General features: G+C 70.4%; 26 protein-coding genes. 18 read left to right on the top strand and 8 right to left on the bottom strand.

The features are described 5' to 3' along the window. On the bottom strand, nt 1-223 hold a 223-nt coding region (locus tag ACKOB8_RS14740; RefSeq protein WP_526378534.1), incomplete at its 3' end, for an alcohol dehydrogenase catalytic domain-containing protein. 44 nt (nt 224-267) lie between these two features. Here ACKOB8_RS14740 and ACKOB8_RS14735 point away from each other — a divergent pair. Further along, on the top strand, nt 268-1104 hold the full coding sequence (locus tag ACKOB8_RS14735; protein WP_526378532.1) for an SDR family oxidoreductase: 837 nt from the start codon (nt 268-270) through the stop codon (nt 1102-1104). Here the strand turns inward: ACKOB8_RS14735 and ACKOB8_RS14730 are convergent. Further along, nucleotides 1101-2117 (bottom strand): ABC transporter substrate-binding protein, encoded by a 1017-nt coding sequence (locus ACKOB8_RS14730; RefSeq protein WP_526378540.1) that lies wholly within the window; start codon nt 2115-2117, stop codon nt 1101-1103. The genes ACKOB8_RS14735 and ACKOB8_RS14730 overlap by 4 nt on opposite strands. 134 nt (nt 2118-2251) lie before the next feature. Between ACKOB8_RS14730 and ctaD the strand changes: the two genes are divergently transcribed. The 8 genes from ctaD to ACKOB8_RS14690 are packed head-to-tail and all read left to right on the top strand — an operon-like array spanning nt 2252 to nt 10483. Next, nucleotides 2252-3976: an aa3-type cytochrome oxidase subunit I gene (ctaD, locus tag ACKOB8_RS14725; protein ID WP_526378530.1), complete on the top strand. Its 1725-nt coding sequence runs from the start codon at nt 2252-2254 to the stop codon at nt 3974-3976. A gap of 24 nt (nt 3977-4000) precedes the next feature. Beyond that, nucleotides 4001-5230 (top strand): phosphoserine phosphatase SerB, encoded by a 1230-nt coding sequence (gene serB / locus ACKOB8_RS14720; protein ID WP_526378528.1) that lies wholly within the window; start codon nt 4001-4003, stop codon nt 5228-5230. 3 nt (nt 5231-5233) lie between these two features. Further along, a complete protein-coding gene (locus ACKOB8_RS14715) occupies nt 5234-6076 on the top strand; it encodes an ABC transporter ATP-binding protein (RefSeq protein WP_526378526.1) in 843 nt (280 codons plus the stop codon). Nucleotides 6077-6120: 44 nt separating this feature from the next. Then, nucleotides 6121-6906 carry an NUDIX hydrolase gene (locus ACKOB8_RS14710; protein ID WP_526378538.1) on the top strand — a complete coding sequence of 262 codons (786 nt, stop codon included), beginning with the start codon at nt 6121-6123 and terminating at the stop codon, nt 6904-6906. 2 nt (nt 6907-6908) lie between these two features. Continuing rightward, on the top strand, nt 6909-7616 hold the full coding sequence (locus ACKOB8_RS14705) for an enoyl-CoA hydratase (RefSeq protein WP_526378524.1): 708 nt from the start codon (nt 6909-6911) through the stop codon (nt 7614-7616). Between the two features lie 9 nt (nt 7617-7625). Then, the gene (locus tag ACKOB8_RS14700; protein ID WP_526378522.1) at nt 7626-8612 is read left to right on the top strand and encodes a class I SAM-dependent methyltransferase; all 987 of its coding nucleotides are present in this window, start codon (nt 7626-7628) and stop codon (nt 8610-8612) included. Further along, nucleotides 8609-9796: a THUMP-like domain-containing protein gene (locus ACKOB8_RS14695; RefSeq protein WP_526378536.1), complete on the top strand. Its 1188-nt coding sequence runs from the start codon at nt 8609-8611 to the stop codon at nt 9794-9796. The genes ACKOB8_RS14700 and ACKOB8_RS14695 overlap by 4 nt, the downstream gene beginning before the upstream one ends. A 9-nt stretch (nt 9797-9805) precedes the next feature. Next, nucleotides 9806-10483, top strand: coding sequence for an esterase (locus ACKOB8_RS14690; RefSeq protein WP_526378520.1), 678 nt, complete (start codon nt 9806-9808; stop codon nt 10481-10483). A gap of 3 nt (nt 10484-10486) precedes the next feature. Here ACKOB8_RS14690 and ACKOB8_RS14685 read toward each other — a convergent pair whose 3' ends face one another. After that, complete coding sequence (locus ACKOB8_RS14685) at nt 10487-11785, bottom strand: BamB-related PQQ repeat family beta-propellar protein (RefSeq protein ID WP_526378518.1); 1299 nt, start codon at nt 11783-11785, stop codon at nt 10487-10489. Between the two features lie 118 nt (nt 11786-11903). Here ACKOB8_RS14685 and ACKOB8_RS14680 point away from each other — a divergent pair, with 118 nt between their 5' ends. Next, a complete protein-coding gene (locus ACKOB8_RS14680) occupies nt 11904-12299 on the top strand; it encodes a cupin domain-containing protein (protein ID WP_526378516.1) in 396 nt (131 codons plus the stop codon). Nucleotides 12300-12360: 61 nt separating this feature from the next. Further along, nucleotides 12361-13098: an acyltransferase gene (locus tag ACKOB8_RS14675; RefSeq protein ID WP_526378514.1), complete on the top strand. Its 738-nt coding sequence runs from the start codon at nt 12361-12363 to the stop codon at nt 13096-13098. Between the two features lie 9 nt (nt 13099-13107). Here ACKOB8_RS14675 and ACKOB8_RS14670 read toward each other — a convergent pair whose 3' ends face one another. From ACKOB8_RS14670 to ACKOB8_RS14660, 3 genes are read right to left on the bottom strand one after another with little or no spacing between them, the layout of a single operon-like run. After that, nucleotides 13108-14340: a glycosyltransferase family 4 protein gene (locus ACKOB8_RS14670; RefSeq protein WP_526378512.1), complete on the bottom strand. Its 1233-nt coding sequence runs from the start codon at nt 14338-14340 to the stop codon at nt 13108-13110. 4 nt (nt 14341-14344) lie between these two features. Next, a complete protein-coding gene (locus ACKOB8_RS14665; RefSeq protein ID WP_526378510.1) occupies nt 14345-15907 on the bottom strand; it encodes a 1,4-alpha-glucan branching protein domain-containing protein in 1563 nt (520 codons plus the stop codon). Continuing rightward, nucleotides 15904-16677, bottom strand: a complete 774-nt coding sequence (locus tag ACKOB8_RS14660; RefSeq protein ID WP_526378508.1) for a class I SAM-dependent methyltransferase — start codon at nt 16675-16677, stop codon at nt 15904-15906. Before ACKOB8_RS14660 ends, ACKOB8_RS14665 begins: the two co-directional genes overlap by 4 nt. Nucleotides 16678-16870: 193 nt before the next feature. On the opposite strand from ACKOB8_RS14660, the gene ACKOB8_RS14655 reads away from it, so the two are divergent. The 6 genes from ACKOB8_RS14655 to mnmA all read left to right on the top strand — a co-directional run bounded on the left by ACKOB8_RS14655 (nt 16871) and on the right by mnmA (nt 22665). After that, nucleotides 16871-17674 (top strand): electron transfer flavoprotein subunit beta/FixA family protein, encoded by an 804-nt coding sequence (locus ACKOB8_RS14655; RefSeq protein WP_526378506.1) that lies wholly within the window; start codon nt 16871-16873, stop codon nt 17672-17674. A gap of 27 nt (nt 17675-17701) precedes the next feature. Continuing rightward, nucleotides 17702-18658: an electron transfer flavoprotein subunit alpha/FixB family protein gene (locus tag ACKOB8_RS14650; protein ID WP_526378504.1), complete on the top strand. Its 957-nt coding sequence runs from the start codon at nt 17702-17704 to the stop codon at nt 18656-18658. 89 nt (nt 18659-18747) lie between these two features. After that, entirely contained in the window at nt 18748-19560 is an 813-nt protein-coding gene (locus ACKOB8_RS14645) for a GNAT family N-acyltransferase (RefSeq protein ID WP_526378502.1), read from the top strand. Further along, complete coding sequence (locus tag ACKOB8_RS14640; RefSeq protein WP_526378500.1) at nt 19557-20363, top strand: lysophospholipid acyltransferase family protein; 807 nt, start codon at nt 19557-19559, stop codon at nt 20361-20363. The genes ACKOB8_RS14645 and ACKOB8_RS14640 overlap by 4 nt, the downstream gene beginning before the upstream one ends. A 32-nt stretch (nt 20364-20395) precedes the next feature. Continuing rightward, nucleotides 20396-21598: a cysteine desulfurase family protein gene (locus ACKOB8_RS14635; protein WP_526378498.1), complete on the top strand. Its 1203-nt coding sequence runs from the start codon at nt 20396-20398 to the stop codon at nt 21596-21598. Continuing rightward, a complete protein-coding gene (mnmA, locus tag ACKOB8_RS14630; RefSeq protein WP_526378496.1) occupies nt 21595-22665 on the top strand; it encodes a tRNA 2-thiouridine(34) synthase MnmA in 1071 nt (356 codons plus the stop codon). The genes ACKOB8_RS14635 and mnmA overlap by 4 nt, the downstream gene beginning before the upstream one ends. On the opposite strand, the gene ACKOB8_RS14625 is transcribed toward mnmA, so the two are convergent. Continuing rightward, the gene (locus ACKOB8_RS14625) at nt 22662-23288 is read right to left on the bottom strand and encodes a sensor domain-containing protein (RefSeq protein WP_526378494.1); all 627 of its coding nucleotides are present in this window, start codon (nt 23286-23288) and stop codon (nt 22662-22664) included. The two genes, mnmA and ACKOB8_RS14625, sit on opposite strands and share 4 nt — an antisense overlap. A gap of 31 nt (nt 23289-23319) precedes the next feature. Then, a complete protein-coding gene (locus ACKOB8_RS14620) occupies nt 23320-24120 on the bottom strand; it encodes a bestrophin-like domain (protein ID WP_526378492.1) in 801 nt (266 codons plus the stop codon). Nucleotides 24121-24175: 55 nt separating this feature from the next. Between ACKOB8_RS14620 and ACKOB8_RS14615 the strand changes: the two genes are divergently transcribed. Beyond that, nucleotides 24176-25162: a uroporphyrinogen decarboxylase/cobalamine-independent methonine synthase family protein gene (locus tag ACKOB8_RS14615; protein WP_526378490.1), complete on the top strand. Its 987-nt coding sequence runs from the start codon at nt 24176-24178 to the stop codon at nt 25160-25162. The last annotated feature ends 127 nt before the right edge of the window (nt 25163-25289 follow it).

The raw sequence follows: 25289 nt of genomic DNA, 5'->3' as shown, positions 1-25289 counted from the left end.
CCGAACCGATCTCGGTGACGATTCCGGAGATCTCGTGTCCGGGCACCACCGGGTAGTTCGGCTGACCCCACTCCGCGCGCACAGTATGGATGTCGGAGTGGCAGATGCCCGCGAAGTGGATGTCGAACTTGACGTCATGCGGCCCGACGGCGCGGCGGGTGATGGTGGTCTTCGTCAGGGGCTCGGTGGCCGAGGTCGCGGCGTAGGCGGGAACGGTACTCATCACCCGAGCGTAGGCGGGTGCGGGCGGACGGTTGAATGGTGGTCATGACAGGACATCTGACCGACCGGGTCGTGATCGTGACCGGTGCCGCGAGCGGCTTCGGCCGGCTCATCTCTGCGCGCTGCGCCGCCGCGGGTGCCCGGGTGCTGGGGATCGACGTCGACGCCGAGGCCCTCGGGCAGGTGATCGACGCAATCCGCGCGGGCGGCGGGCAGGCGCTGGCCCACACCGCCGACGTGGCGGACCTGGCCGGGATCAAGGCGGGTGCGGCGGCGGCCGTGCAGGCCTTCGGGGGCATCGACGTGCTGGTGAACAATGCCGGAGTGATGCCACTGGCCTACTTCGCCGACCACGAGCGGGCCTGGCAGCGCTGGCACCGGGCGATCGACATCAACGTCAAGGGCGTGGTCAACGGCATCTGCGCGGTCTACGACCAGATGATCGCCCAGGGTCGCGGGCACGTCGTCAACATCTCGTCGATCTACGGCAACGGCGGGGTGGAGGGCGCGGGGGTCTACTGCGCCACCAAGGCGGCGGTGACCGCGTTGTCGGATGCGCTGCGTGTCGAGGCCCAGGGCCGGATCAAGGTGACCACCGTCAAGCCGACCGGCGTGCTGGGCACCAACCTCGCCGGCGGGGTCGTCAACGAGACCGCGGTGATGGCACTGGCCGGGCAGAACGGACCGCAGTTCGCCGAGAATCTGGGCAACTTCCTGGCCGGTTCGCTGCGACCCGAGCAGACCGACGTCGACTCGACACAGTACTGGCTGATCACCCCCGAGGACCTCGCCGATGCGGTGGTGCACGTCATCGACCAGCCGTGGGGGATCACCATCAGCGACGTGACGGTGCGCGCGACCGGCGAGAATTACGTGCGCTAGTTGATCGGCGCATTGAGCCAGCGCAGATCCTCGACGATCCCGCGGGCGGCGATCAGGCCCTGCCCGGTCTGCCACACCTCGTTGTTCACCACGAACACCCGGTTGTCCCGGTTGGCCGAGAGCGCACGCCAGGCGTCGCTCTGCAGGATCTGCGGGGCCCGGTCGCGGGCCGCCGGCGAGGCGAAGGACAGGTAGACGATGTCGCCGTCGGCGGCCGAGAAGTCCGGCGAGCGGGCCAGGTCGGCGTCGGTGATTCCGATCTCCAGGTAGGGCCGGTCGGTGAACCGTTGCGCCGCGGGGCGGTCCACCCCGACGGCGGCCAGAACGCTGGCCGGGAAGTTCACCGCGCCCCAGACCCGCATCGCGGTGTCGGTGAACTGCACCACCGAAGCCTGGAAGTGCACCGCGTCGTTGGCGACTCCGGCCTCACGGGCCTGCGCCTCGAACCCGGCAAGCAGTTCGTCGGCGGCCGCCCGCCGGCCCGTCGCAGCACCCACCGCGCGCAGGGTGTCCGGCCAGCGGTCGCCCGGGGCGCCGGTCGGCACCGTCGGAGCGATCGCCGACAACGGCTGCTCGGCCCGCGCGGCCAGGATCAGATCCGGCGTGGCGGCGGCGATCGCGGCGAGGTCGGGCTCGCCGCGGGTGCCCGCCGCGGGCAGGTCGTGCACCACCGACCCGAGATAGGACGGCGGTGTGGCGGCGCCGTCGGGTAGCGCGGCGGCCACGATCCGGGACTGCAGGCCCAGGGCGCACAGGGCGTCCAGATCGCCGCCGGCGAGAGCGACGATGCGGGTCGGGTCGGGTGCGGGCGCGGGGTCGGGCCGGACCGGCCCGGCCGGGCAGGACTCGTCGGGACGGCGCTGGTTGCCCAGGACCCCGGCGGAGGCGATCTTGGTGGTGCTGGTCACCGGGCCGCCCGGGGGTCCGGCGGCCGGCTGGTCGGCGCCCCGCGCGCAGCCGCTGACCAGGCACGTCACCAGGACTGCGGCGAGGCCGGCCGACAGCGGGCGCAGGAGCACGGGCGCGACCGTAGCACCCGGGCGCGGAATGGCCGACCGGGCGCACCACGGGGCTGGTCTGAGGATAGAATTCGCCGTAGATTCAAACCGCGAGCGCTGCCGCGTTCCACAGATGGTTGGAGGATCCCTTGACAGCCGTTGTGCCCTCTCGCGGAGAACTCGAGGCCACCCGCCCCTACCCGGCCCGGACCGGGCCGAAGGGCAACCTGATCTACAAGGTCCTCACCACCACCGATCACAAGCTGATCGGGATCATGTACATCGTCGCCTGCTTCATCTTCTTCGCGGTCGCCGGCCTGATGGCCCTGTTCATCCGCGCCGAGCTGGCGGCCCCCGGGCTGCAGTTCCTGTCCAACGAGCAGTACAACCAGCTGTTCACCATGCACGGCACGGCGATGCTGCTGTTCTACGCGACCCCGATCGTCTTCGGGTTCGCCAACCTGGTGCTGCCGCTGCAGATCGGCGCTCCGGACGTGGCCTTCCCGCGGCTCAATGCGCTGTCGTTCTGGCTGTTCGTCTGCGGTGCCCTGATCGCCCTGGGTGGGTTCATCACCCCCGGCGGCGCCGCCGACTTCGGCTGGACGATCTACGTCCCGCTGTCCCACCAGACCTACAGTCCGGGTCCCGGTGGTGACCTGTGGATCCTCGGCGTCGCGGTCGGCGGCCTGGGCACCATTCTGGGCGCGGTCAACATGATCACCACGGTGGTCTGCATGCGCTGCCCGGGTATGACCATGTTCCGGATGCCCATCTTCACCTGGAACATCTTCGTCACCTCGATCCTGGTGCTGCTGGTCTTCCCGCTGATCACCGCCGCCCTCTTCGGCCTGGCGGCCGACCGCCGCCTCGGAGCGCACATCTACGACCCCGCCAACGGCGGCGTGACGCTGTTCCAGCACCTGTTCTGGTATTTCGGACACCCCGAGGTCTACATCCTCGCGCTACCGTTCTTCGGCATCGTGTCGGAGATCTTCCCGGTATTCGCTCGGAAGCCGGTGTTCGGCTACACCACCCTGATCTACGCCACGATCGCCATCGCCGCCCTGTCGGTCGCGGTGTGGGCGCACCACATGTACGTGACGGGTGCGGTTCTGCTTCCGTTCTTCTCGTTCATGACCTTCCTGATCGCGGTGCCCACCGGAATCAAGTTCTTCAATTGGATCGGCACGATGTGGCGTGGCCGGATCTCCTTCGAAACCCCGATGCTGTTCGCCAACGGCTTCCTGCTGACCTTCCTCATCGGTGGTCTGTCGGGTGTACTGCTGGCCAGCCCGCCGCTGGACTTCCACGTCAGCGACAGCTACTTCGTGATCGCCCACTTCCACTACGTGTTGTTCGGCGTGATCGTGTTCGCCACCTACTCGGGCATCTACTTCTGGTTCCCCAAGATGACCGGACGGCTGCTCGATGAGCGCTGGGGCAAGGTGCACTTCTGGATGACCTTCATCGGCTTCCATCTGACATTCCTGGTTCAGCACTGGCTGGGTGACGAGGGTATGCCGCGCCGCTACGCCGACTACCTTCCCAGCGATGGCTTCACCACCCTCAACGCCATCTCCTCGGTCGGCGCGTTCCTCGTCGGCCTGTCGATCCTTCCGTTCTTCTGGAACGTGTTCAAGAGCTGGCGTTACGGCGAGGTGGTGACGGTCGACGACCCGTGGGGTCACGGCAACTCCCTGGAGTGGGCGACGTCCTGCCCGCCGCCGCGGCACAACTTCACCGAACTTCCGCCGATCCGCTCGGAGCGCCCGGCCTTCGAATTGCACTACCCGCACATGGTGGAGCGGATACGCCGGGAGGCCCACGTCGGGCGCTCGCACCACGCGGAGGTCGAGGCCAAGGCCGGCGTCTGAGGGTCGCCGCTCTCGGCGCTCCGCATGGACACAGACGGGGTGTCGGTGTTGATCACCGTCACCGGGATCGATAAGCCGGGTGTGACGTCGGCGCTCTTCGAGGTGCTGTCCGCCCACGATGTGGAATTGCTCAACGTCGAACAGGTCGTCATCCGCGATCGGCTCACCCTGGGCGTTCTGGTCTCCGGCTCGCCGCAGGTGGCCGACGGCGACGCGTTGCGTGCGCAGGTCACCGCCGCCATCCAGCGCATGGGCCTGGACGTGACCATCGAGCGCAGCGAGGACGTGCCCGTCATCGCCGAGCCGTCGACGCACACGATCGTCGTTCTCGGCCGGCCGATCACCCCGGCGGCGTTCGGCGCGGTGGCCCGCGAGGTCGCGGCCCTGGGCAATATCGACTTCATCCGCGGTGTCTCCGACTACCCGGTGACCGGTCTGGAGCTGCGGGTCACGGTGCCGTCGGGGGCGGGTGAGGATCTGCAGGCCAACCTCGCCGGGGTCGCGGCCCGCCAGGGAGTCGACATCGCCGTCGAGCGCTACAGCCTCGAACGCCGGGCCAAACGCCTCATCGTGTTCGACGTCGACTCGACCCTGGTCCAGGGCGAGGTGATCGAGATGCTGGCCGACCGGGTCGGTGCGGGCGCGGAGGTGGCCGCCATCACCGAGGCGGCGATGCGCGGTGAGCTGGATTTCGCCGACTCGCTGCGCAAGCGGGTCGCGACGTTGGCAGGCCTGCCCGCGCAGGTTCTCGACGAGGTCGCCGAGGAGCTGCAGCTGACCCCGGGAGCCCGGACCACCATCCGCACGCTGCGCCGGCTGGGTTTTCACTGCGGTGTGGTCTCCGGCGGTTTCCGCCGGATCATCGAGCCGCTGGCCCACGACTTGATGCTCGACTTCGTCGCGGCGAACGACCTGGAGGTCGTCGACGGCGTGCTCACCGGGCGGGTGCGGGGCCCGATCATCGACCGGGCCGGAAAAGCCAAGGCGCTGCGGGACTTCGCCGAGCAGGTCGGCGTGCCGATGGAGCAGACGGTCGCGGTCGGCGACGGCGCCAATGACATCGACATGCTCACCGCCGCCGGCCTGGGCGTCGCGTTCAACGCCAAACCCGCCGTGCGTGAGGTCGCCGACGCGTCGCTGAGTCACCCCTACCTGGACACCGTGCTGTTCATTCTCGGGGTGACCCGGGCGGAAATCGAGGTCGCCGATGCGGTCGACGGGGTGCTGCGGCGGGTGGAGATCCCGCCGGACTGAGCCATGCGGCACGATAGGCGGGTGCCAGTCGAGGACGACCTGCTGATCGACTTCACCGACGTCAGCCTCCGCCGCGGCGGCCGGGTCCTGGTCGGGCCGCTGTCCTGGCAGGTGGAACTCGACGAACGCTGGGTGGTGATCGGACCCAACGGTGCGGGCAAGACCTCGCTGCTGAGGATCGCCGCGGCGATGGAGTTCCCGTCCGCGGGCGCGGCGACCGTGCTCGGGGAGCGACTGGGCAGGGCCGACATGGCTGAACTGCGTCAGCGGGTGGGCCTGAGCAGCTCCGCGCTGGCCGCGCGGGTGCCCGACGCTGAGGTGGTGCGGGACCTGGTGGTGTCGGCCGGTTACGCCGTGCTGGGACGCTTCCGCGAGCGCTACGAGGAGATCGACTACGAGCGCGCGATCGACACGCTGGAAAGCGTCGGGGCCGAACATCTGGCCGACCGCAGCTACGGCACCCTTTCGGAGGGGGAGCGCAAACGGGTGCTGATCGCGCGGGCGCTGATGACCGACCCCGAGTTGCTGCTACTCGACGAACCCGCCGCCGGGCTCGACCTCGGAGGGCGCGAGGAACTCGTCGCCAGGCTGGCCGACCTGGCCGCCGACCCGGACGCACCGGCACTGGTGCTGGTGACCCATCACGTCGAGGAGATCCCGCCCGGCTTCACCCACTGCCTGATCCTCGCCGAGGGCTCGGTGGTGGCGGCCGGGCTGCTGCCGGACACCCTGACCGCGCAGAACCTGTCCGCGGCCTTCGGACAGTCCATCGCGGTGGACAGCGTCGACGGCCGCTACTTCGCGCGGCGGGCGCGAAGCCGAGCGGCGCACCGGAGGAGCGTGTGAGCGACCGACCCGAACCGCTGCCGGTGCGCCCCGCGGCGACCGTCATGCTGATCCGCGACACCCCCGACGGGCTGTCGGTTTTCCTGATGCGCCGGCACAGCGCCATGGAGTTCGCCGCGGGAATGACGGTGTTCCCCGGCGGCGGCGTCGACGACCGCGATCGCGATACAGACCTGGCCCGGCACGGCGCCTGGTACGGACCCGAACCGGCGTGGTGGGCCGAGCATTTCGGGGTCGGACCCGATCTCGCCGCCGCCCTGGTGTGCGCGGCGGCGCGGGAGACCTTCGAGGAGTCCGGGGTGCTCTTCGCCGGCCCGGCCGCGGACCCCGACGGGATCGTCGGCGACGCGTCGGTGTACCACCGAGCCCGCAGTGCGTTAGCCGACCGCACGCTGTCCTTCGGTGACTTCCTGCGCCAGCAGAAGCTGGTGCTGCGCGCGGATCTGCTGCGGCCGTGGTCGAACTGGGTCACTCCGGAGGAGGAACGCACCCGGCGCTACGACACCTACTTCTTCGTCGGCGCGCTTCCGCAGGGTCAGCGCGCCGATGGCGAGAACACCGAGTCCGATCAGGCCGGATGGGCCAGGCCCGAGATGGTCATCGAGGACTTCGCCACCGGCGGCGCGGTGTTGCTGCCGCCGACCTGGAGCCAGCTGGACTCGCTGACCGGAAGGAGCGTGCCCGAGGTCCTCGCCCTGGAGCGCCGGATCGCCAAGGTGCTGCCCAAACTGACCGTGCACCAGGACAACTGGGAGATCGAGTTCTTCGACAGCGACCGGTACAACGCCGCCCGCCGACGCCGCGCCGGTCGTTCCCGCGGAGAGGACTGAGGATGCGCGAGTTCGTCGGGGTGCACCTGCGCGCACAACAGCCGGGTATCGGGACGATCGTGCTCACCCGCGAGCCGAGCAACACGCTGACCCGCCAGGCCTACCGCGAGCTGGCCTCGGCCGCCGCCGAGGTGGCCGAGCGCTCCGACATCCGTGCGGTCATCCTGTTCGGCGGCCACGAGATCTTCTGCGCCGGCGACGATCTGCCCGAGCTGCACACCTTGAGTCCCGCCGGGGCCGAAGTCGCCGACCGGGTCCGCCGCCAGGCCATCGAGGCCGTGGCCGCGATTCCCAAACCCACCGTCGCCGCCGTGACCGGTTACGCGCTGGGGGCCGGACTGAGTCTGGCCCTGGCGGCCGACTGGCGGGTCTGCGGCGACAACGCCAAACTCGGCGCCACGGAAGTTCTCTCCGGTATTCCTACCGGGACCCCGGCTGACCCGGTGCCCGGCGGCGGCGGATGCGCGCGGTTGGTGCGGGCGGTCGGTCCGGCGCGGGCCAAGGAGCTGGCGTTCAGCGGGCGTTTCGTCGGCGCCGAGGAGGCGCTGGCCCTCGGCCTGGTCGAGGAGCTGGTCGGACCCGACCAGGTCTATGACACCGCCGTCGGCTGGGCCGCCCGGTTCGTCGAGACCGCACCGGCCGCGCTGGCCGCGGTCAAAGCCCGGATCGACGCGTCCCCGGGCGCGCCGCCCGCCCCGCCCGCTCGCTAGGCTGCCCGCATGACGAGCACGGACGCCAAGCCCCCCAGGGCTCCGAAGCCCAACCCGCACGCCACCGCCGAGCAGGTGCAGGCCGCGCTGACCGACTCCAAGCTCGCGCAGGTCCTCTACCACGACTGGGAGGCCGAGAACTACGACGACAAGTGGTCGATCTCCTACGACAAGCGCTGCGTCGACTACGCCCGCAACCTCTTCGATGCGACGGTGCCGCCCTCCGAACTGCGCGCGCTGCCCTACGACCGCGCCCTGGAACTGGGCTGCGGCAGCGGATTCTTCCTGCTCAATCTGATCCAGGCCGGGGTGGCCCGGCGCGGATCGGTCACCGATCTCTCGCCGGGCATGGTGCGGGTGGCCGTGCGCAATGGTGAGTCGCTGGGTCTGGACGTCGACGGTCGGGTCGCCGACGCCGAGGGGATCCCCTATGCGGACAACAGCTTCGATCTGGTGGTCGGACACGCCGTCCTGCACCACATCCCCGACGTGGAGAAGTCGCTGCGCGAGGTGGTTCGCGTGCTCAAGCCCGGGGGTCGGCTGGTCTTCGCCGGCGAACCGACCACGGTCGGCAACCGCTACGCCCGCAGGCTGTCGACCCTGACCTGGAAGGCGGCCACCACCGCGATGCGGCTGCCCGGCCTCGGGGGATGGCGGCGGCCGCAGACCGAGCTCGACGAGTCCTCCAGGGCCGCGGCCCTGGAGGCCGTCGTCGATCTGCACACCTTCGACCCCGCCGCGCTGGAGCGGATGGCCCGCGCCGCCGGTGCGGTGGAAGTCTCCACCACCACCACCGAATTCACCGCCGCCATGCTCGGCTGGCCGCTGCGGACCGTCGAGGCTGCCGTTCCGGCGGGCCGGCTGGGCTACGGCTGGGCGAAGTTCGCGCTCACCAGTTGGACCACGCTGAACTGGCTGGACGACAACGTGTGGCGCCGCGTGGTGCCCCCATCGTGGTACTACAACGCGATGATCACCGGGGTTAAACCGCACTGAGATTCACTCTCGCCGATGTCGCCTATCTGAGCAGTGCGGCCGGTGCGGCTGCGCTGACGGACGTCGGCGGATGTGCGCTCACCGACGCCACCCGGCTCGCGGACGTGGCCGCCGTCCGTGACCGGTACGGCGACCGGGCCGGCGTCCTGATCGAGACCACGCTGCTGCGCCGCCGGGCGGTGGTGAAGCTCGCCGGTCTGGCCGACGCCCCGGGCGCGCCGGGCTGGCTGTTCACCGACGACGCCCTCCAGCAGGCCACCGCCGCGGTGGTGGCCGGCCACCGGGCGCGGCGGCTGGCCGGAGTCGCCGTGCACGACGCGACCTGTTCGGTCGGCACCGAACTGGCCGCCCTGCTGCCCACCGCGCGGGACCTGCTGGGCAGCGATATCGATGCGGTGCGGCTGGCGATGGCCCGCCACAACCTGGGCGGCCGGGTGCCGCTGTGCCGGGCCGATGCGCTGCGACCGGTCAGCCGGGACTGCGTCGTCCTGCTCGACCCCGCCCGCCGAGCCGGCGGCCGGCGGCGGTTCGACCCGCGGTCCTACCTGCCCCCGCTCGACGAACTGCTCGAGGTCTACCGTGGCCGCGACGCGGTGGTCAAGTGCGCCCCGGGCATCGACTTCGACGCCGTGCGCCGGCTGGGTTTCGACGGTGAGATCGAGGTGACGTCGGCGGCCGGCTCGGTACGGGAGGCCTGCCTGTGGCCGGCGTCGCTGGCCCAGCCCCGGGTGCGCCGGCGCGCCACGGTCCTCACCGGCGGTGTCGGCGGTGAGCAGACCCTGACCGACCTCGACCCGCAGGACTGCGTCGTCGGCGCGCCGGGCCGGTGGATCCTCGACCCCGACGGCGCGGTGGTGCGCGCCGGTCTGGTGCGTCAGTACGCGGCCCGGCACGGGCTGTGGCAGCTCGACCCCGACATCGCCTATCTCACCGGGGATATCCTGCCCGACGGTGTGCGGGGGTTCGAGGTGATCGAGGAGTTGCCCCTGCGCGAAGACGTTCTGCGTCAGTGGCTTTCACGCTACGACTGCGGGTCACTGGAGATCCTGGTGCGCGGTGTCGATGTCGATCCGGACGACTTGCGCCGGCGCCTGCGGCCGGCGGGATCGCACCCGCTGACGTTGGTGGTCACCCGCATCGGCCGGGCCGCCAAAGCCCGGGCTGTGGTGTTCGTCTGCCGGTAGGCTGGCGCAATGCGGATGCCGCGCGGAGGCGCCCTGCTGGCGGCGGGCTTGGTGCTGCTCGCGCCCGCCGCCGCGGCCGCCGGCGCGCCCGGTTCGTGCGCGGGCCTGGGCGGGACGGTCGACAACGACGTCTGCCGCGTCGCGCTCACGGATGCGGCCTACCGGATGGACATCAGGTTCCCGCTGGACTACCCCGACGAGCAGGCGATCCTGGACTACCTGGCCGAGGCCCGGGAGGGCTTTCTCAACGTCGCGCAAACCCCGGGCTCGCGCAACCTTCCCTACGAGATGGACGTCACGGCCGCATCCTTCCGCTCCAGCCGTACCCGAAGCGTGGTGCTGACCCTGTTCCAGGACATCGGCAGCGCGCACCCGACGACCTGGTACAAGAGCTTCACCTATGACGTCGGCGCCGGCAGGCCGGTCACCTTCGACACCCTGTTCGCCGCCGACTCCCGGCCGCTGGACACGATCTTCCCCCTGGTCGCGCGCCAACTGGAGCAGCAGACCGGGCTGAGCGGTGCCGTCTCACCGGGCGACGGCCTGAACCCGTCGCACTACCAGAACTTCGCGATCACCGACGACTCGCTGATCTTCTTCTTCGGCCGTGCCGAGATGTTGCCGTCCTACGCCGGTGAGGCGTCGGTGGCGCTGCCCAGGGATGCGATACCCCCGCTACAGGTGTAGCGGCTAGGGACTGAAGCTGTAGACCCCTCCGGTGCGGGTGGCCGCGACCACCCGGCGATCGACACCGACCGACACCCCGACCGGAGAGCCCTCGGCCTGCGGCAGCGGATAGCTGTTGACCGTTCGGCCGTCGGCGGGGTCGAACACCAGCAGCGACAGGCCGCCCGCCGGGCCGGCGACGACGGTGTAGGCGGCGCGCGGTCCGGCCCTGCTCGCGGTGGTCAGCGGGCTCACCTCATCGCGGCGCCACACCTGCTGCGCCCCGTCGCCGGTGTCGCGCAGGGCCACCAGCTGAGAATCAGGCCCGCCGCCGACGATGATCATGCCGTCGGGGGCGACGCTTGGCGGGGTCTGCGGCTGAAAACCAAGGGCGACAGACCATTTCGTTTCCCCCTTGGCGGTGTCCAGCGCCCACAGCCGACGATCCCGGCCGTTGACGTAGACGGTGCGCCCGTCGGGGGAGAGAACGGGGCTGGCCAGCACGCCGGCCGAAACGGCGTCGCTGGTCCACGCCGGGGCCAGCAGCGGGGCGGCCCCGGGTTGGTAGCGCAGCGCGGTCAGCACCGACGCCGGCGCACCCGGCTGCCACACCGTGACCACCAGGATTCCGGTGGACGGCGAGAAGGCCGGCGCCGCGGCGACCGGACAGCCCGGCTGGGACTGCGCGCAGTCGGCCAGCCCGCGGGTGGCATCGGTCGGGTCGACACCGGCGACGAGGTCCAGCGGCGTGTCGACCACCTCGCCGCGGTGGGAGTCGAAGACGAGGACCTGACCCAGATGGGTGACCACCAGCAGTCGGCCGTCACCGAGGAAGCGTGCCGTGGTGGGCATTCCGATCACGTTGGTGCGCCAGCGGACCCACTGCGTGGGCGGGTAGGACAGCATCAGGCCGGGCTGACCGATATAGAGGTTGTCGAAGCCGTCGAACAGCGGCCCGGCGAAGCCGCCGCCCAGGACCATCCGGGTGCACCAGCGCTGACGGCCGCTGTTGTCGTTCTCCCAGACCATCAGGGAGCACCCTCCGGCGGTCTGCCCGTTGACGGCCAGATAGCCCTCGGCACCCAGCGCGGCCGCCGCGCCCAGCTCACCCTTGACCGAGCGGCTCCACCGCAGCGTCAGGGCCGTGGCGCCCGCGGTCTCGGTGTAGCTGCTGTTGGCCGCGTCGGCATAGGGGGCCGGCCATCCCCGCGCCGGTGAGGCGTTCACCCACGAGTCGGTGGACCCGCAGCCGCCCAGCGTGACGGTCAGCAGGGCTGTCGAGGTCAGCGCCCAGATCCGCCGCGGTACCGGTGTCCCTGCCATCCCCGCGAGACTAACCGTTTGTCGCGATCAAACACCTCAACCCACCGGGTCTTGCTTGTCTAAGCTCGGGTTGGAGCCGCCGCCACGCCGGCCCGGATGCAGCCTGAGGAGGCCTGATATGAAGGGGTTCGTCCGCAACATCGAGGAACTCACCGAGACCAACGACGACTTCCGGCGGGTTCTCTACACCGGTGCCAACCTCCAGCTCGTCCTCATGGCCATCGAACCGGGCGACGAGATCGGAGAAGAGGTTCACCACGACATCGACCAGTTCTTCCGCATCGAGACCGGCGAGGGCGAAGTCTGGATCGACGGGAAGTGCAACAAGGTGAAGGCTGACGACGGGATCGTCGTTCCGCAGGGCGCCAGCCACAACGTGAAGAACACCGGTACCGCGACGCTGCGGCTCTACACCATCTACGGGCCGCCCGAGCACAGGGACGGGACGGTTCACGCGACGAGCGCGGCAGCCTCGGCCGCACACGAGCATTTCGACGGGACGACCACCGAGTAGAACTCGGGCAATTCCGCCCGGCCTGTTTCGCGGCCGCGCCGGGCGGTTAGGCTTTGCGGCCATGACGACCATGTGGGGCGCACCGCTTCACAAGCGGTGGCGGGGTTCGCGGTTGCGCGACCCGCGGCAGGCCCGCTTCCTGACCCTGGCCTCGCTGCGGTGGGTGATCGCCAACCGCGCCCTCACGCCCTGGTATCTGGTGCGGTACTGGCGGCTGCTGAAGTTCAAGCTGGCCAATCCGCACATCATCACCCGCGGCATGGTGTTCCTGGGCAAGGACGTGGAGATCCACGCCACCCCCGAGTTGGCTCAGCTGGAGATCGGTCGGTGGGTGCACATCGGCGACAAGAACACCATCCGCGCGCACGAGGGGTCGCTGCGTTTCGGCGACAAGGTGGTGTTCGGCCGCGACAACGTCATCAACTGCTACCTGGACATCGAGTTCGGCGACTCGGCGCTGATGGCCGACTGGTGCTACGTGTGCGACTTCGACCACAAAATGGACGACATCGAGGTGCCGATCAAGGACCAGGGAATCGTGAAGAGCCCGGTCCGCATCGGTCCGGACACCTGGATCGCGGCCAAGGTCACCATTCTGCGCGGCACCACCATCGGGCGCGGCTGCGTGCTGGGCGCGCACGCGGTGGTCAAGGGCGACATCCCGGATTACTCGATCGCGGTCGGCTCGCCGGCCAAAGTGGTCAAAAACCGCAAGCTGTCCTGGGAGACGTCCGCGGCTCAGCGCGCCGAGCTTGCCGCCAACCTCGCCGACATCGAACGCAAGAAGGCCGCGCGCTAGGGTCGGCGCTCAGCGATCCGGCAGGGCGTGCTCGGCGACCGGCCGCAGCGCATGCGGCTCCCGGTCGCGACGCTTGGCGGCCAGGTAGACCGCGGCGGTCTCGGCGGCCACGGTGTGCCAGTCGAATTGCGACGTCAGCCGTTCCCGTGCGGTCAGCGCCCGCCGCTGGGCCGCGCCCGGATCGGCAAGCGCGGCGCAGACCGCGCCCGCCAACGCCTCGGCGTCGCGCGGCGGACAGGACAGACCCGTGTTGGTGTCGATCACCGCCTCGCCGAGACCGCCGACGTCGGAGGTGACCAGCGGGGCGCCGGCCGCGATGGCTTCCAACGCCACGATGCCGAACGGTTCGTAGTGACTGGGCAGTACGGCGATGTCGCAGCGGTGCAGCAGCGCCAGCAACTGTTCGTGCTCGACGCGCCCGGCGAAACGAACGGCCCGGAGCACCTTGTGCTTGCGGGCGACTTCGGTGAGCCAGTCCTGCTGGGTGCCGTCACCGGCGACGGTCAGAGTGGTTCCGGGATAGTCGCGGCGGATTCGCGGCAGCGCCGCGATGAGGTCGTGCACGCCCTTCTCGTATTCGAGGCGCCCGAAGAACAGCAGCTCCGGTGGACCGGCATGCGCCCGGCGCAACGCGAAGGGCCAGCGGCCGACGTCGATTCCGTTGCGGATCACGCTGATCTGGGCCAGCCCGGGGCCGAACAACTCGGTGATCTCGTCGGCCATCGAGGCCGAGCACGCGATGATCGAATCGGAATCCCGCACCAGCCACGACTCGGCGGCGTGCACCTGGCGGCTGACCGGGCCCGACACCCACCCCGAGTGCCGGCCCGCCTCGGTGGCGTGGATGGTGGACACCAACGGAGCGTCGAAGAACTCGGCCAGCGCGATCGCGGGATGGGCGACCAGCCAGTCGTGTGCGTGCACGACGTCGGGTACCCAGCCGTGGGTGTGCAGCGCGAGTCCGGCTCTGGTCATGGAGTGGCCCATGGCCAGCGTCCAGGCCATCATCTCGGTACCGAAATCCAGGGCGTGCGGGTCCTGGGCGGCGGCGATGACCCGCACCCCGTCGACGATCTCGTCGGTGGTGGGGTGGCTGGCGGGGTCGGTGCCGGCGGGCCGGCGGGAGAGCACCACCACCTCGTGGCCCTCGCCGGCGAGCGCGGTAGCGAGGTGGTGGACGTGGCGTCCCAGACCGCCGATCACCACGGGCGGGTACTCCCACGACACCATCAGGATCTTCATGCGCTCACCGCGGTAGTCGCCGGGCGTCCAGCGCGCCGAACAATCCGTCGGCGGCGTTCCATCCGTTCGCCAGGCGTACGGCGACCTCGCGCCGGCCCGAGGCCAGCGCGTCGCAGATCTCGCGGGTGGCGTGCGCATGCAACTGGGCGCGATAGCGCGCGTAGTCGGCGGCGGAGTCCTTGCTGACCATGAACGGCCAGTCGCTGGACACCGTCAGCAGTGTCTCGCGCAGGATCTGATCGGCGACCGGGTCGCGGGTCGGCGCGGTGTCGGTCTGGGCCAGCGCCTTGTCCACCGTGCCCAGCGCGGTCTCCACCACCTCGGCGTTGAGCTGAACGAGGTCGGCCACCCGGGGTCCCGACCACACCTGCCAGTCCTTGCCCGAGCCCCACGAACTGGCCGGCAGATCGACTGGCGCGCCGACGAATCCGGCTGCCATGGCGTCAGTGAGGGTACCGACACGCACACCCGCCTCCGGCAGCGCGGTGAGCACCCGCTCCAGCCAGGTCGGGCCTTCGTACCACCAGTGCCCGAACAGTTCGGTGTCGAACGCGGCGATGACGTGCGCCGGTCGTCCGATGCGATCGGACTCCTCGATGAGGCGCCGGCGCACCACGTCGACGAAGTCGGCGACGTGACCGTCGACCGCGCGGTCGGCGCGCTGCGGGTCGTAGGGCGCCTTGACGTCCGGAGCCACGTTGCGTCCGGTGACCCGCGCGGGTTTGAGCCCGGTCAGGTGGTCGTAGCTGTGGAAGTCGCGGTAGGCGGCATGGCCGGGATAGCCCGAACGCGGGGACCACACCCGGTAGCTGACCTGCAGGTCGCGGCCGAAGGCCACCACGTCGCTGTTGCCCACCGGGCGGCCCAGCGCGGTGTCGCCGTGCAGTGCCGGTCCGTCCACCATGAAGTGACTCACCCCGGCCGTGGCGTAGTCGTGCTCCATCCCCGGCGCATAGGCGCACTCCGGTGCCCAGATTCCGGTGGGCGAGTAGGCGAAGCGCTGTGCCGCGTCCGCCAAACCCTCGCGCAACGCGAATTCCCGAAGGCGCGGATTCAGCAGCGGCTGGAAAGGGTGCGCCAGCGGACCGCCGAGAAGTTCGACGGTCCCCGCGTCGATCAGCTCGCGCAGCAGAGGGCTTGCGCCGTGCCGCCACAGCACGGTGAAATCCTCCAGCGCACGGGTCGCTTCGCCGTACTCGCGGGTCCCGAAGCGGCGCAACGCATCCGGAGCGGATGCGGTGCCCGGCGCGGCGCCGGTGTCGGTCCGAACGGTGGCCGCCTCCAGCGCTCGCAGCTGCCAGTTGGCCAGCCAGCGATACATCCCGTCGAGGCAGTAGGGATCATCGAGTTGCGCGGTGACCACCGGGGTCAGGCCCAGGGTGAGCATTCCCTGACGGCCCTGCTCGGCGAGCCTGCGCAGCACCCGCAGCAGCGGCAGGTAGGCACCCGCCCAGGATTGGTAGAGCCACTCCTCACCGACCGGCCAGCGGCCGTGGTGGGCAAGCCAGGGCAGGTGGGTGTGCAGGACGAGGCTGAACTGCCCGGGGACGCGCGCCGACGCTGTCACGGGCGCATCGCGATCGCCAGCAGATCCAGGCTCGCGTCGATGTCGCAGTGCTCGGCGTGCAGGATGTCGAAGTCCGCGCAGCGCACCGCCGCCACATCGGTCAGCAGATCCGCCGGCCAAGGCGCGTCGGCCAGCGCACGGGCGATCTGCGCGTCCACGATCGAGCCGCCGTGGCGGGCGTCTCTGCGGGTCAGCTCCGGGCCGTGAAAAACGCCGTACACGCCCTCGACCGCGAAGCCGCCGTCGGCGAGCAGTTCGAAGAGTTCAGCCGCGTTGAGTTCGCGGGTGTGGAACGGGTTGACCGGGGTGTCGCTGCCCGGGGTGAAGGTGATCCGGTTGGGCGTGGAGACCAGCAGCCGCCCGCCCGGTCGCAGCACCCGGAAGCACTCGGCGACGAATTGTGGCTGATCCCACAGATGTTCGATGACCTGGAAGTTCACCACAACATCGACCGACTGGTCCGGCAGGGGCAGCGCGGTCAGGTTCGCGGCGACGACCTCGACCCGCGGGTAGCGGGCGCGCACGTGCGAAACCGTGGCCTCGTCGTAGTCGACGGCCACCACCCGGCGCGCCGTCGCGGCGATCAGGTCCGCTCCGTAGCCTTCCCCGCACCCGGCCTCGAGTATCTCCCGATCAGCGCAGATGTCCACGCAGTGGCGGTAGACGACCTCATGGCGACGGAACCAGTAGTTCTCCTCGGGCAGGCCGGGAACGGTCCGCTCGCCGGTCAGCGGCAGGCCGGCCCGGGCGTCGGTCGGGTGAGCGCTCATCGAGAGGCAAGGCTAACCCGGCCGGCGGGTATCGCGAACTCGGAGGTCTGGACGGGGCCTGCGGCTATCCGGGCCGGTGGGGTTATCGTGGTGGAGCGAACCGGGCTAAGTTACCGGTCGGTAACATAGTTTGATAAGCGTTTCTGCTGTCAGGTAGACACATAACGAACCCGAAGACAAAGGAGCCGTGGCCATGACCAACATCGTGGTGCTGATCAAGCAGGTCCCGGACACGTGGTCGGAACGCAAGCTGTCCGATGGTGACTACACCCTCGACCGCGAGGCCGCCGATGCCGTCCTCGACGAGATCAACGAGCGTGCCGTCGAGGAAGCGCTGCTGATCAAGGAGCGAGGTGCCGCCGAGGGACGCGAGGTCAAGGTCATCGTCTTGACGCTGGGCCCCGAGCGCGCCGGCGAGGCGATCCGCAAGGCGCTGTCCATGGGTGCTGACGAGGCCGTCCATGTTCTCGACGACCGGGTGGCCGGCTCGGACATGGTGCAGACGGGCTGGATCCTGGCCCACGCGCTGGGTCAGATCGAGCCCCCCGCCGACCTGGTCATCGCGGGCAACCAGGCCACCGACGGCACCGGGGGTGCGGTTCCGGCGATCATCGCCCACTACCTCGGTCTGCCGCAGATGACCCACATGCGCACCGTCGCCGTCGAAGGCGACAAGATCACCGGCCAGCGGGAGACCGACGAGGGTGTACTCACCCTGGAGGCCACGCTGCCCGCGGTGGTGAGCGTGCACGAGAAGATCAACGAGCCGCGCTTCCCGTCCTTCAAGGGGATCATGGCGGCCAAGAAGAAGCAGGTGCAGACGCTGACCCTGGATCAGATCGGGGTCGGTGCGGAAGAGGCCGGCCTGAACAACGCCGGTTCCAAGGTGCTCTCCGCGGCACCGCGGCCGGCCAAGAGTGCCGGGGAGAAAGTGTCCGACGAAGGCGAGGGCGGCAAGAAGATCGCCGAGTACCTGGTCGCCCAGAAAATCATTTAGTCGCCCAGATCATCGAGGAGAAGCGTCATGGCTGAAGTGCTGGTGCTCGTTGAGCACTCCGACGGTGCGGTCAAGAAGGTCACCGACGAACTGATCACCGCCGCGCGTGCGCTGGGGGAGCCCAGTGCGGTGGTGATCGGCGCTCCCGGCACCGCGGCGCCACTGGCCGAGCATCTCAAGGCCGCCGGTGCGGCCAAGATCTACGTGGCCGAGTCCTCCGACGCCGAGAACTACTTGATCACCCCGTTCGTCGACGTGCTGGCCGCGCTGGTGGAATCGGCCAGCCCGGCCGCGGTGCTGCTGCCCGCCACCGCCGACGGCAAGGAGATCGCCGGCAGGCTTGCGGCCGCGATCGGCTCCGGTGTGCTCTCCGACGTCGTCGAGGTCAAGAGCGACGGCACCGGCGTGCACTCGATCTTCGGCGGTGCGTTCACCGTCGAGGCCAAGGTGACCGCCGAGGTTCCGGTGATCACCGTGCGTCCCGGCGCCGTGGAGGCCCAGCCGTCGGCCGCTGCCGGTGAGCAGGTGGCCGTCGAGGTGCCCGCACCGGCGGCCAACGCGACCAGGATCGTGGCCCGCCAACCCGCCGTCGCCGGGGACCGGCCGGAACTGACCGAGGCCACCATCGTGGTCGCCGGCGGGCGCGGGGTCGGCAGCGCCGAGAAGTTCAGCGTCGTCGAGGAGCTGGCGGACTCGATGGGCGGCGCGGTCGGCGCGTCGCGCGCGGCGGTCGACTCCGGCTACTACCCGGGACAGTTCCAGGTCGGTCAGACCGGCAAGACGGTGTCGCCTCAGCTCTACATCGCGCTGGGCATCTCCGGGGCGATCCAGCACCGCGCCGGTATGCAGACCTCCAAGACCATCGTCGCGGTCAACAAGGACGAGGACGCCCCGATCTTCGAGATCTCCGACTATGGGATCGTCGGTGACCTGTTCAGCGTGGCGCCGCAGTTGACCGAGGCGGTCAAGGCCCGCAAAGGGTAGCGTCCCGCGGGGCGTTTCGTCACCGAGCGTTGTCCGACATGTAACGGACACGTCGTTGTCGCGTTTACCGGCTCAGTACCGTGCGAGTCGTGAGCGCTGCCTCCGTCCTGATCGCCCCCGAGCCGACCGATGACAGCGGACCCGAAGGTCCGCGCTACACGCTTCTGCTGACGTCTGATCCCGACCTCGTCGAAGCCGCGCAGCGCCTGCGCTGCCACGTCTTCTCGACCGAGCCCGGGTTCAGTCTCGACCCCGCCGGTTCCGGCGACGGCCTCGACGCCGATCGGTTCGACGAGCACTGCGACCACCTGTTGGTCCGGGAAGAGCGTTGCGGGGAGGTGGTCGGCTGCTACCGGATGCTGCCGCCGCCCGGCGCCATCGCGGCCGGCGGTCTCTACACCGCAACCGAATTCGACGTCACCGCACTGGACCCGCTGCGACCGTCCATGGTCGAGATGGGCCGCGCGGTGGTGCGCGCCGACCATCGCAACGGAGCTGTCGTGCTGATGATGTGGGCGGGCATCCTGGCCTACCTGGACCGGTGTGGCTACGACCACGTTGTCGGATGCGTATCGGTGCCGACCCACGGCATCGGCGCGCCGGGAAGCCAGATCCGCGGAGTGCGCGATTTCGTGCGAAGCCGCCACGCCGTCGCACCCGAGCACACCGTCCGGCCGTATCGCCCGGTGGTGATCGACGGACTGGGCCTCGATGCCATCGAGGCGCCCGACCGCCCGATCATCCCGCCGCTGATGCGCGGCTATCTGCGGCTGGGCGCACAGATCTGCGGTGAACCCGCGCACGACCCCGAGTTCGGCGTCGCCGACTTCCCGGCGCTGCTGGACAAACGCCGGGCCGATGTGCGCTACCTCAACCGGCTGCGGTCGGCCGCGGCCACGTGAGAGAACACGCGTGGTTCCCACGCGCGTCGTGCGATGTGCGCTGCCTCGGGGCCGGCCTGGGATCGGCGGTCGAACCGCTCCGCGCAGCGGTGCGTGCGGTGCTGCGACTGGCGGTGGCCCTGCCACTGCTGTGCGTGCTGCCACTGCTCACGCTGCCGATCCCCGGCCGGCACCGGATGCTGCGGGTCTACTGCCGGCTGATGCTGACCTGCCTGGGTTTGCGCATCGCGGTCTCGGGTGGCCCGATCCGCAACCTCAAGGGCGTGCTCGTCGTCAGCAACCACGTGTCGTGGGTCGACGTGTTCGCGATCGGAGCACTGTTCCCGGGCGCCTTCGTCGCCCGCGCCGACGTGGTGAACTGGCCGGCCATCGGGGTGCTGGCCCGGATGGCCGACATCATTCCGATCGACCGCACCAGCCTGCGCAGCCTGCCGGCGGTGGTGGCGACCGTCACCCGGCGCCTGGATGCCGGCGCGACGGTCGTCGCGTTCCCGGAGGGCACCACGTGGTGCGGGCTGGGCTACGGGCCGTTCCGGCCGGCACTGTTCCAGGCCGCCGTCGATGCGGGCCGACCCGTGCAGCCGCTGCGCCTGGTCTACGAGCACAGCGACGGCCGGCCCTCCACCGTCACGGCGTTCCTCGGCTCCGAACCGCTGTGGGCCTCGCTGTTCCGGACCGCGCGGGAGCGCCGCACCGTGGTCCGTGTCGAGGTGGGCGCGCTGCAACTGCCCGGCGCGGACCGGCGCGACCTGTCCAGCCGCTGCGAGTCGGCGTTGCGGGGGCCTCGGGTCCAGCACGTCTGAGGGGCACCTGCGGCCGGTATCCTGAACTGGCCATGAGCGAGACCCGATCGGTGTATCTCGACCACGCGGCCACCACTCCGATGCATCCCGCCGCCGTCGAGGCGATGGCGGCTGCGCTGGCCGAGGTCGGTAACGCCTCCTCGCTGCACACCGCCGGGCGCACCGCGCGCCGGCGTCTGGAGGAGTCCCGGGAGAGTATCGCCGCCCGACTGGGGGCGCGGCCGTCGGAGGTGATCTTCACCGCCGGCGGCACCGACAGCGACAACCTCGCGGTCAAGGGAATCTTCTGGGCGCGCCGGGACGCCGATTCGCGCCGGCGCCGCATCGTCACCACCGCCGTCGAACATCACGCCGTGCTCGACGCCGTCACCTGGCTCGCCGACCACGAGGGTGCCGAACTGACCTTCCTGCCGACCGCGGCCGACGGATCGGTCACCCCCGCGGCGCTGCGCGAGGCGCTGACCGATCCCGAGGACGTCGCGCTGGTCTCGGTGATGTGGGCCAACAACGAGGTCGGCACCATCATGCCGATCGCCGAACTGGCTGCCGTCGCGGCGGAGTTCGGGGTGCCGATGCACAGCGACGCCGTGCAGACCGTCGGTCAGATCGCGGTCGACTTCGCCGCTTCCGGCCTGTCGGCGATGAGCGTCACCGCCCACAAGTTCGGCGGCCCGACCGGCGTGGGTGCGCTGCTGCTGCGCCGCGACACCGACTGCGTCCCGCTGCTGCACGGCGGCGGTCAGGAACGCGACGTGCGGTCCGGAACGCCCGACGTGGCCGGGGCGGTCGCGATGGCGGTCGCCGCCGACATCGCCGTCGGTGCCCTCGACGTCACCGCCGCGCGGCTGCGCGGTCTGCGTGACCGGCTGGTGGACGGGGTTCTCGGCGCGATACCCGATACCGCGCTCAGCGGGCCTCGCGGGGAGCGCCGGCTGCCCGGCAACGCACACTTCACCTTCGGCGGCTGCGAGGGCGACTCGCTGCTGATGCTGCTGGACGCCAACGGTATCGAGTGCTCGACCGGTTCGGCGTGTACCGCCGGGGTCGCCCAGCCGTCGCACGTGCTGCTGGCGATGGGCGCCGACGCCGAGCGGGCGCGCGGCTCGCTGCGGCTCTCCCTCGGGCACACCAGCACCGCCGCCGACGTCGAGGCCGCACTCGGTGTGCTGCCGGCAGTGGTCGAGCGGGCACGTCAGGCCGCACTCGCCGCGTCCTCAGCCGGGGTGCTGCGGTGAGGGTGCTGGCCGCGATGAGCGGAGGGGTGGACTCCGCGGTGGCCGCCGCGCGGATGGTCGAAGCCGGCCACGATGTGGTCGGTGTGCACCTGGCGCTGTCGGCGTCACCGGATGCGCTGCGAACCGGTTCGCGGGGGTGTTGTTCGCGCGAGGACGCCGACGACGCCCGCAGGGTCGCAGACGTGCTCCGAATTCCGTTCTACGTCTGGGACTTCGCCGAACGTTTCCGCGACGAGGTCATCGAGGACTTCGTCGCGTCCTACGCGCGCGGCGAGACCCCCAACCCGTGCGTGCGGTGCAACGAGCGGATCAAGTTCTCGGCACTGGCCGCGCGCGCGTTGGCGCTGGGTTTTGACGCGGTGGCCACCGGGCACTATGCGAGGCTGGAGCACGGGCGGCTGCGCCGCGCGGTCGACCGCGTCAAGGACCAGTCCTACGTTCTGGGGGTGCTCACCGCAGAGCAGTTGCGGCACGCGGCTTTTCCGGTTGGTGACACCCCGAAGCCGGCGATTCGCGCCGAGGCGGCCCGGCGCGGTCTGGCGGTGGCCGACAAGCCGGACAGTCACGACATCTGCTTCATCCCCTCCGGGGACACCCGTGCGTTTCTGGGCGACCGCATCGGTGTGCGGCCGGGGGAGGTGATCGATGCCGAGGGCACCGTGCTGGCCCGCCACGAGGGTGTGCACGGCTTCACCATCGGGCAGCGCCGCGGCCTGGGTATCGCCGGGCCGGGGCCGGACGGAAATCCGCGCTACGTCACCGCGATCGACGCGGAGTCGGCAACGGTGCGGGTCGGCGCTGCCGCGGATCTGGACACCTGGCGCCTGTGCGGGCGTGAGGCGGTGTTCACCTCCGGCGGCGCGCCGTCGGGACCGGTCGAGTGCGAGATTCAAGTCCGCGCCCACGGTGGGGTCGCGGCGGGCGTCGCCGAGTACACCGGTGGGCAGTTGCGCGTCGCGTTGCGTGAGCCGCTGCGCGGGGTGGCCGCCGGTCAGACCATGGTGCTCTACCGGCCCGATCCGGACGGCGACGAGGTGATCGGCAGCGCGACGATCGCCGGCGCCTAGCCCGGAATCCGGTTGAGGATGTTGGTCATCACGGTCGCGGGAACCGATCGGGGGAACGCGCAGTAGGTCACCTCGACCAGAACCGTGGATTTGAGGCGGTACTCGCGCCCGCATGTACCGGGGCGCATGCTCGCCAGCGCCGGGCCGGCCTGCCAGTCGCCGATCAGCATCTCTCCCATGGATCCCTTCGCGCAGAGTTTGATCGCTGCGGTGAGCTCCTCGAAGGCGCGGCCCGCCGCGGCGATGTCCCGATAGGACGCCGCGCCCTGGGAGATCAGCGCCCCGTTGGCCGGACTCTGGAAGCTGGTCTTGTGGAAGTCCTCGAGTTCGGGGCCGAATGTCAGGGTCTCGGCGAAGACGAATCGGCAGTCCTGCGGCACGGCCTCGGCCATCGCCTCGATGTCGACGGGGGATTTGCCGTCCATGCTGGGGATGATCGTGAGGTCCTCGCCGGCCCCGGTGATCGCCTGCATCTGTTCAGGGCTCAGCAGCACCTCGTCGGCGTCGATCACCCCGGGCGGGGGCTCGCTGAAGTTCGGCACCGCCAGTCCGTCGACGAAGCGGCTGCAGCCCGACACCAGCAGTGCCGCCGCCGCGCAGCAGGCCAACGTCCGGACCCTCACCCCTCCACGGTAGGCCCTGGCGCGGATTGCGCTACTTGTTCAGCGGCTCGGCGATCAGGTTGCCGGACACGTCGACCATCGGTCCCATGTTCACCCTGATCCCGCCGCCGAACGGCACGTCGAGGGTCAGAACGAGAGCCATCGCGATGGCCAACACCAGGGCCCAGCCGTACATCAGATAGGGCCGGAAGACCCCGGCGGCCGCGACGCCCATCACCACCGCCAGCAGCACACCTGAGGCGATGAGAAGCCCGGTCATCATTCCCGGCAGGCTGCGCTGGGAGACCGCCGCCACCTTGGCCTGCGCGGCGGTTAGTGCAGCGGCGGCGGTAGTCATCGCGTTCGCCTCAGCCGCCGTCGTCTGCTGTGAGTACGCGACGTTGTGCACGCTGTGCTGCAGGATGTCGAAGGCCTGGGCGGAGGGCAGGTCGGTGGCGTCGCCGACCGCCAGGAACTTCGGGTCCTGTTCGGACGCGGCGGCCAAGTAGCGGTCCAGGTTACCGATCACCTGCGCGGCGCCGGTCTTGTCGGCGATCGCCTTGGTGGCCCAGGCGAGCTGCTGCGCCGAGGTCGCCTGGGCGTCGACGGCCTCCTGACCGGCGCTCATCGCCGACCATGTCATCGTCGCCGCGAACCCGATGAGGAAGGCGAACGTCGTGCCGATCGGACCCAGCATCTTGGCGGCGTAGTCGGTCACCTGGTCCTGGCGATCCTTGGAGGTGACGTGGGGCACCGCGAACCTGGCGGCCGCGCTGATCCCCGCGAACAACACGAAAAACAATCCGATGAGCAGCCACCACGGCGACTCGTGGATCAGGGCTCTGTCCAACAAACGGGCCTCCTCGACGGCATGCCGCCCCAGACTCTAAGGCCTGTACGTTCGGCCGGTGAGTATCTTCGCGGCCGCGACCGGCGTCGGCTCCTGGCCGGGCACCGCGCCGCGCCAGGCGGCCGAAATCATGGTCGGCGAACTGAGTCGGCTTCCGCATCTGGTGGAGCTGCCCGACCGCGGTGTCGGTGCGGACCTGATCGGCCGGGCCGGCGCGCTGCTGGTCGACATCGCGATCGACACCGTCCCTCGCGGATACCGGATCACTGCGCGCGGGGGGTCGGTGGCGCGGCGGGCGGTCAGCCTGCTCGACGAGGACATCGACGCCCTCGAGGAGGCCTGGGAGCGGGCGGGTGGATCCGCCGACGGGCGCGCGGTCAAGGTGCAGGCACCGGGGCCGGTCACCCTGGCGGCCTCGCTGGAACTGGGTAACGGGCATCGGGCGATCACCGACGCCGGCGCGGTGCGCGACCTGGCGGCCTCGCTGGCCGAGGGCGTCGCCCGGCACCGCGCGGCGATGGCACGACGCTTGGCCGCGACGGTGGTCGTCCAATTCGACGAACCGCTGCTGCCCGCCGCGCTGGCCGGGCGGCTTTCCGGCGTCACCGCGCTCAATCCCGTGCACCCGGTCGACGAGGCGGTGGCCGCCGGACTGATCGACCAGTGTGCGACCGCCGCCGGCGGGGAGGTGCTGCTGCACTGCTGCGCCGAAGACTTCCCGTGGAATGTGGTGCGGGGCAGCGCTGTCGGCGCGGTGTCGCTGGACCCGGCGGTCCTCGGCGAGGGAGCCCTGGACGGACTGGGGGAGTTCCTGGACTCCGGGCGCACCGCGGTGCTGGGCCTGGTCCCGTCGACCGAACCGCCGCGTTTCCCCTCCGCGGAGGAGATCGCCGCCGCCGCAGCCGCGGTCACCGACCGGCTCGGCTTCCCGCGGTCGGTGTTCGACGCGCAGATCGGTATCAGCCCGTCGTGTGGTCTGGCCGGAGCCAGTACGGCATGGGCGCGCACCGCCATCGGTCTGGCCGAGCGGGCGGCCGCCCACTAGTGAGCCCTAGAACGGTGGTGGGTGGGTGGCCCATCGGCGTTGGTTGAGTGCGCGTTCCTGGCGGATTCGGGCGTTGCGTTGGTGGGTGCGGGTGTGTTTTCGGGTGGGCATGTGGTGGGTGCGGGCG

The sequence above is a fragment of the Mycobacterium sp. genome (genome assembly GCF_046091765.1).
Lineage (GTDB): Bacteria > Actinomycetota > Actinomycetes > Mycobacteriales > Mycobacteriaceae > Mycobacterium.
Note: the sequence above shows the minus strand (reverse complement) of the source record. Positions and strands in the feature narration are given on the sequence as shown.

Bases quoted from the DNA above. Each gene is read 5' to 3' on its own strand.
- ACKOB8_RS14635 (WP_526378498.1), top strand. From the start codon at position 20,396: ATGAGCGAGACCCGATCGGTGTATCTCGACCACGCGGCCACCACTCCG.
- ACKOB8_RS14650 (WP_526378504.1), top strand. From the start codon at position 17,702: ATGGCTGAAGTGCTGGTGCTCGTTGAGCACTCCGACGGTGCGGTCAAG.
- ACKOB8_RS14700 (WP_526378522.1), top strand. From the start codon at position 7,626: ATGACGAGCACGGACGCCAAGCCCCCCAGGGCTCCGAAGCCCAACCCG.
- ACKOB8_RS14715 (WP_526378526.1), top strand. From the start codon at position 5,234: ATGCGGCACGATAGGCGGGTGCCAGTCGAGGACGACCTGCTGATCGAC.
- ACKOB8_RS14655 (WP_526378506.1), top strand. From the start codon at position 16,871: ATGACCAACATCGTGGTGCTGATCAAGCAGGTCCCGGACACGTGGTCG.
- ACKOB8_RS14680 (WP_526378516.1), top strand. From the start codon at position 11,904: ATGAAGGGGTTCGTCCGCAACATCGAGGAACTCACCGAGACCAACGAC.
- ACKOB8_RS14710 (WP_526378538.1), top strand. From the start codon at position 6,121: ATGCTGATCCGCGACACCCCCGACGGGCTGTCGGTTTTCCTGATGCGC.
- ACKOB8_RS14685 (WP_526378518.1), bottom strand. From the start codon at position 11,785: ATGGCAGGGACACCGGTACCGCGGCGGATCTGGGCGCTGACCTCGACA.
- ACKOB8_RS14690 (WP_526378520.1), top strand. From the start codon at position 9,806: ATGCGGATGCCGCGCGGAGGCGCCCTGCTGGCGGCGGGCTTGGTGCTG.
- serB (WP_526378528.1), top strand. From the start codon at position 4,001: ATGGACACAGACGGGGTGTCGGTGTTGATCACCGTCACCGGGATCGAT.
- ACKOB8_RS14705 (WP_526378524.1), top strand. From the start codon at position 6,909: ATGCGCGAGTTCGTCGGGGTGCACCTGCGCGCACAACAGCCGGGTATC.
- ACKOB8_RS14735 (WP_526378532.1), top strand. From the start codon at position 268: ATGACAGGACATCTGACCGACCGGGTCGTGATCGTGACCGGTGCCGCG.
- ACKOB8_RS14670 (WP_526378512.1), bottom strand. From the start codon at position 14,340: ATGAAGATCCTGATGGTGTCGTGGGAGTACCCGCCCGTGGTGATCGGC.
- ACKOB8_RS14660 (WP_526378508.1), bottom strand. From the start codon at position 16,677: ATGAGCGCTCACCCGACCGACGCCCGGGCCGGCCTGCCGCTGACCGGC.
- ACKOB8_RS14675 (WP_526378514.1), top strand. From the start codon at position 12,361: ATGACGACCATGTGGGGCGCACCGCTTCACAAGCGGTGGCGGGGTTCG.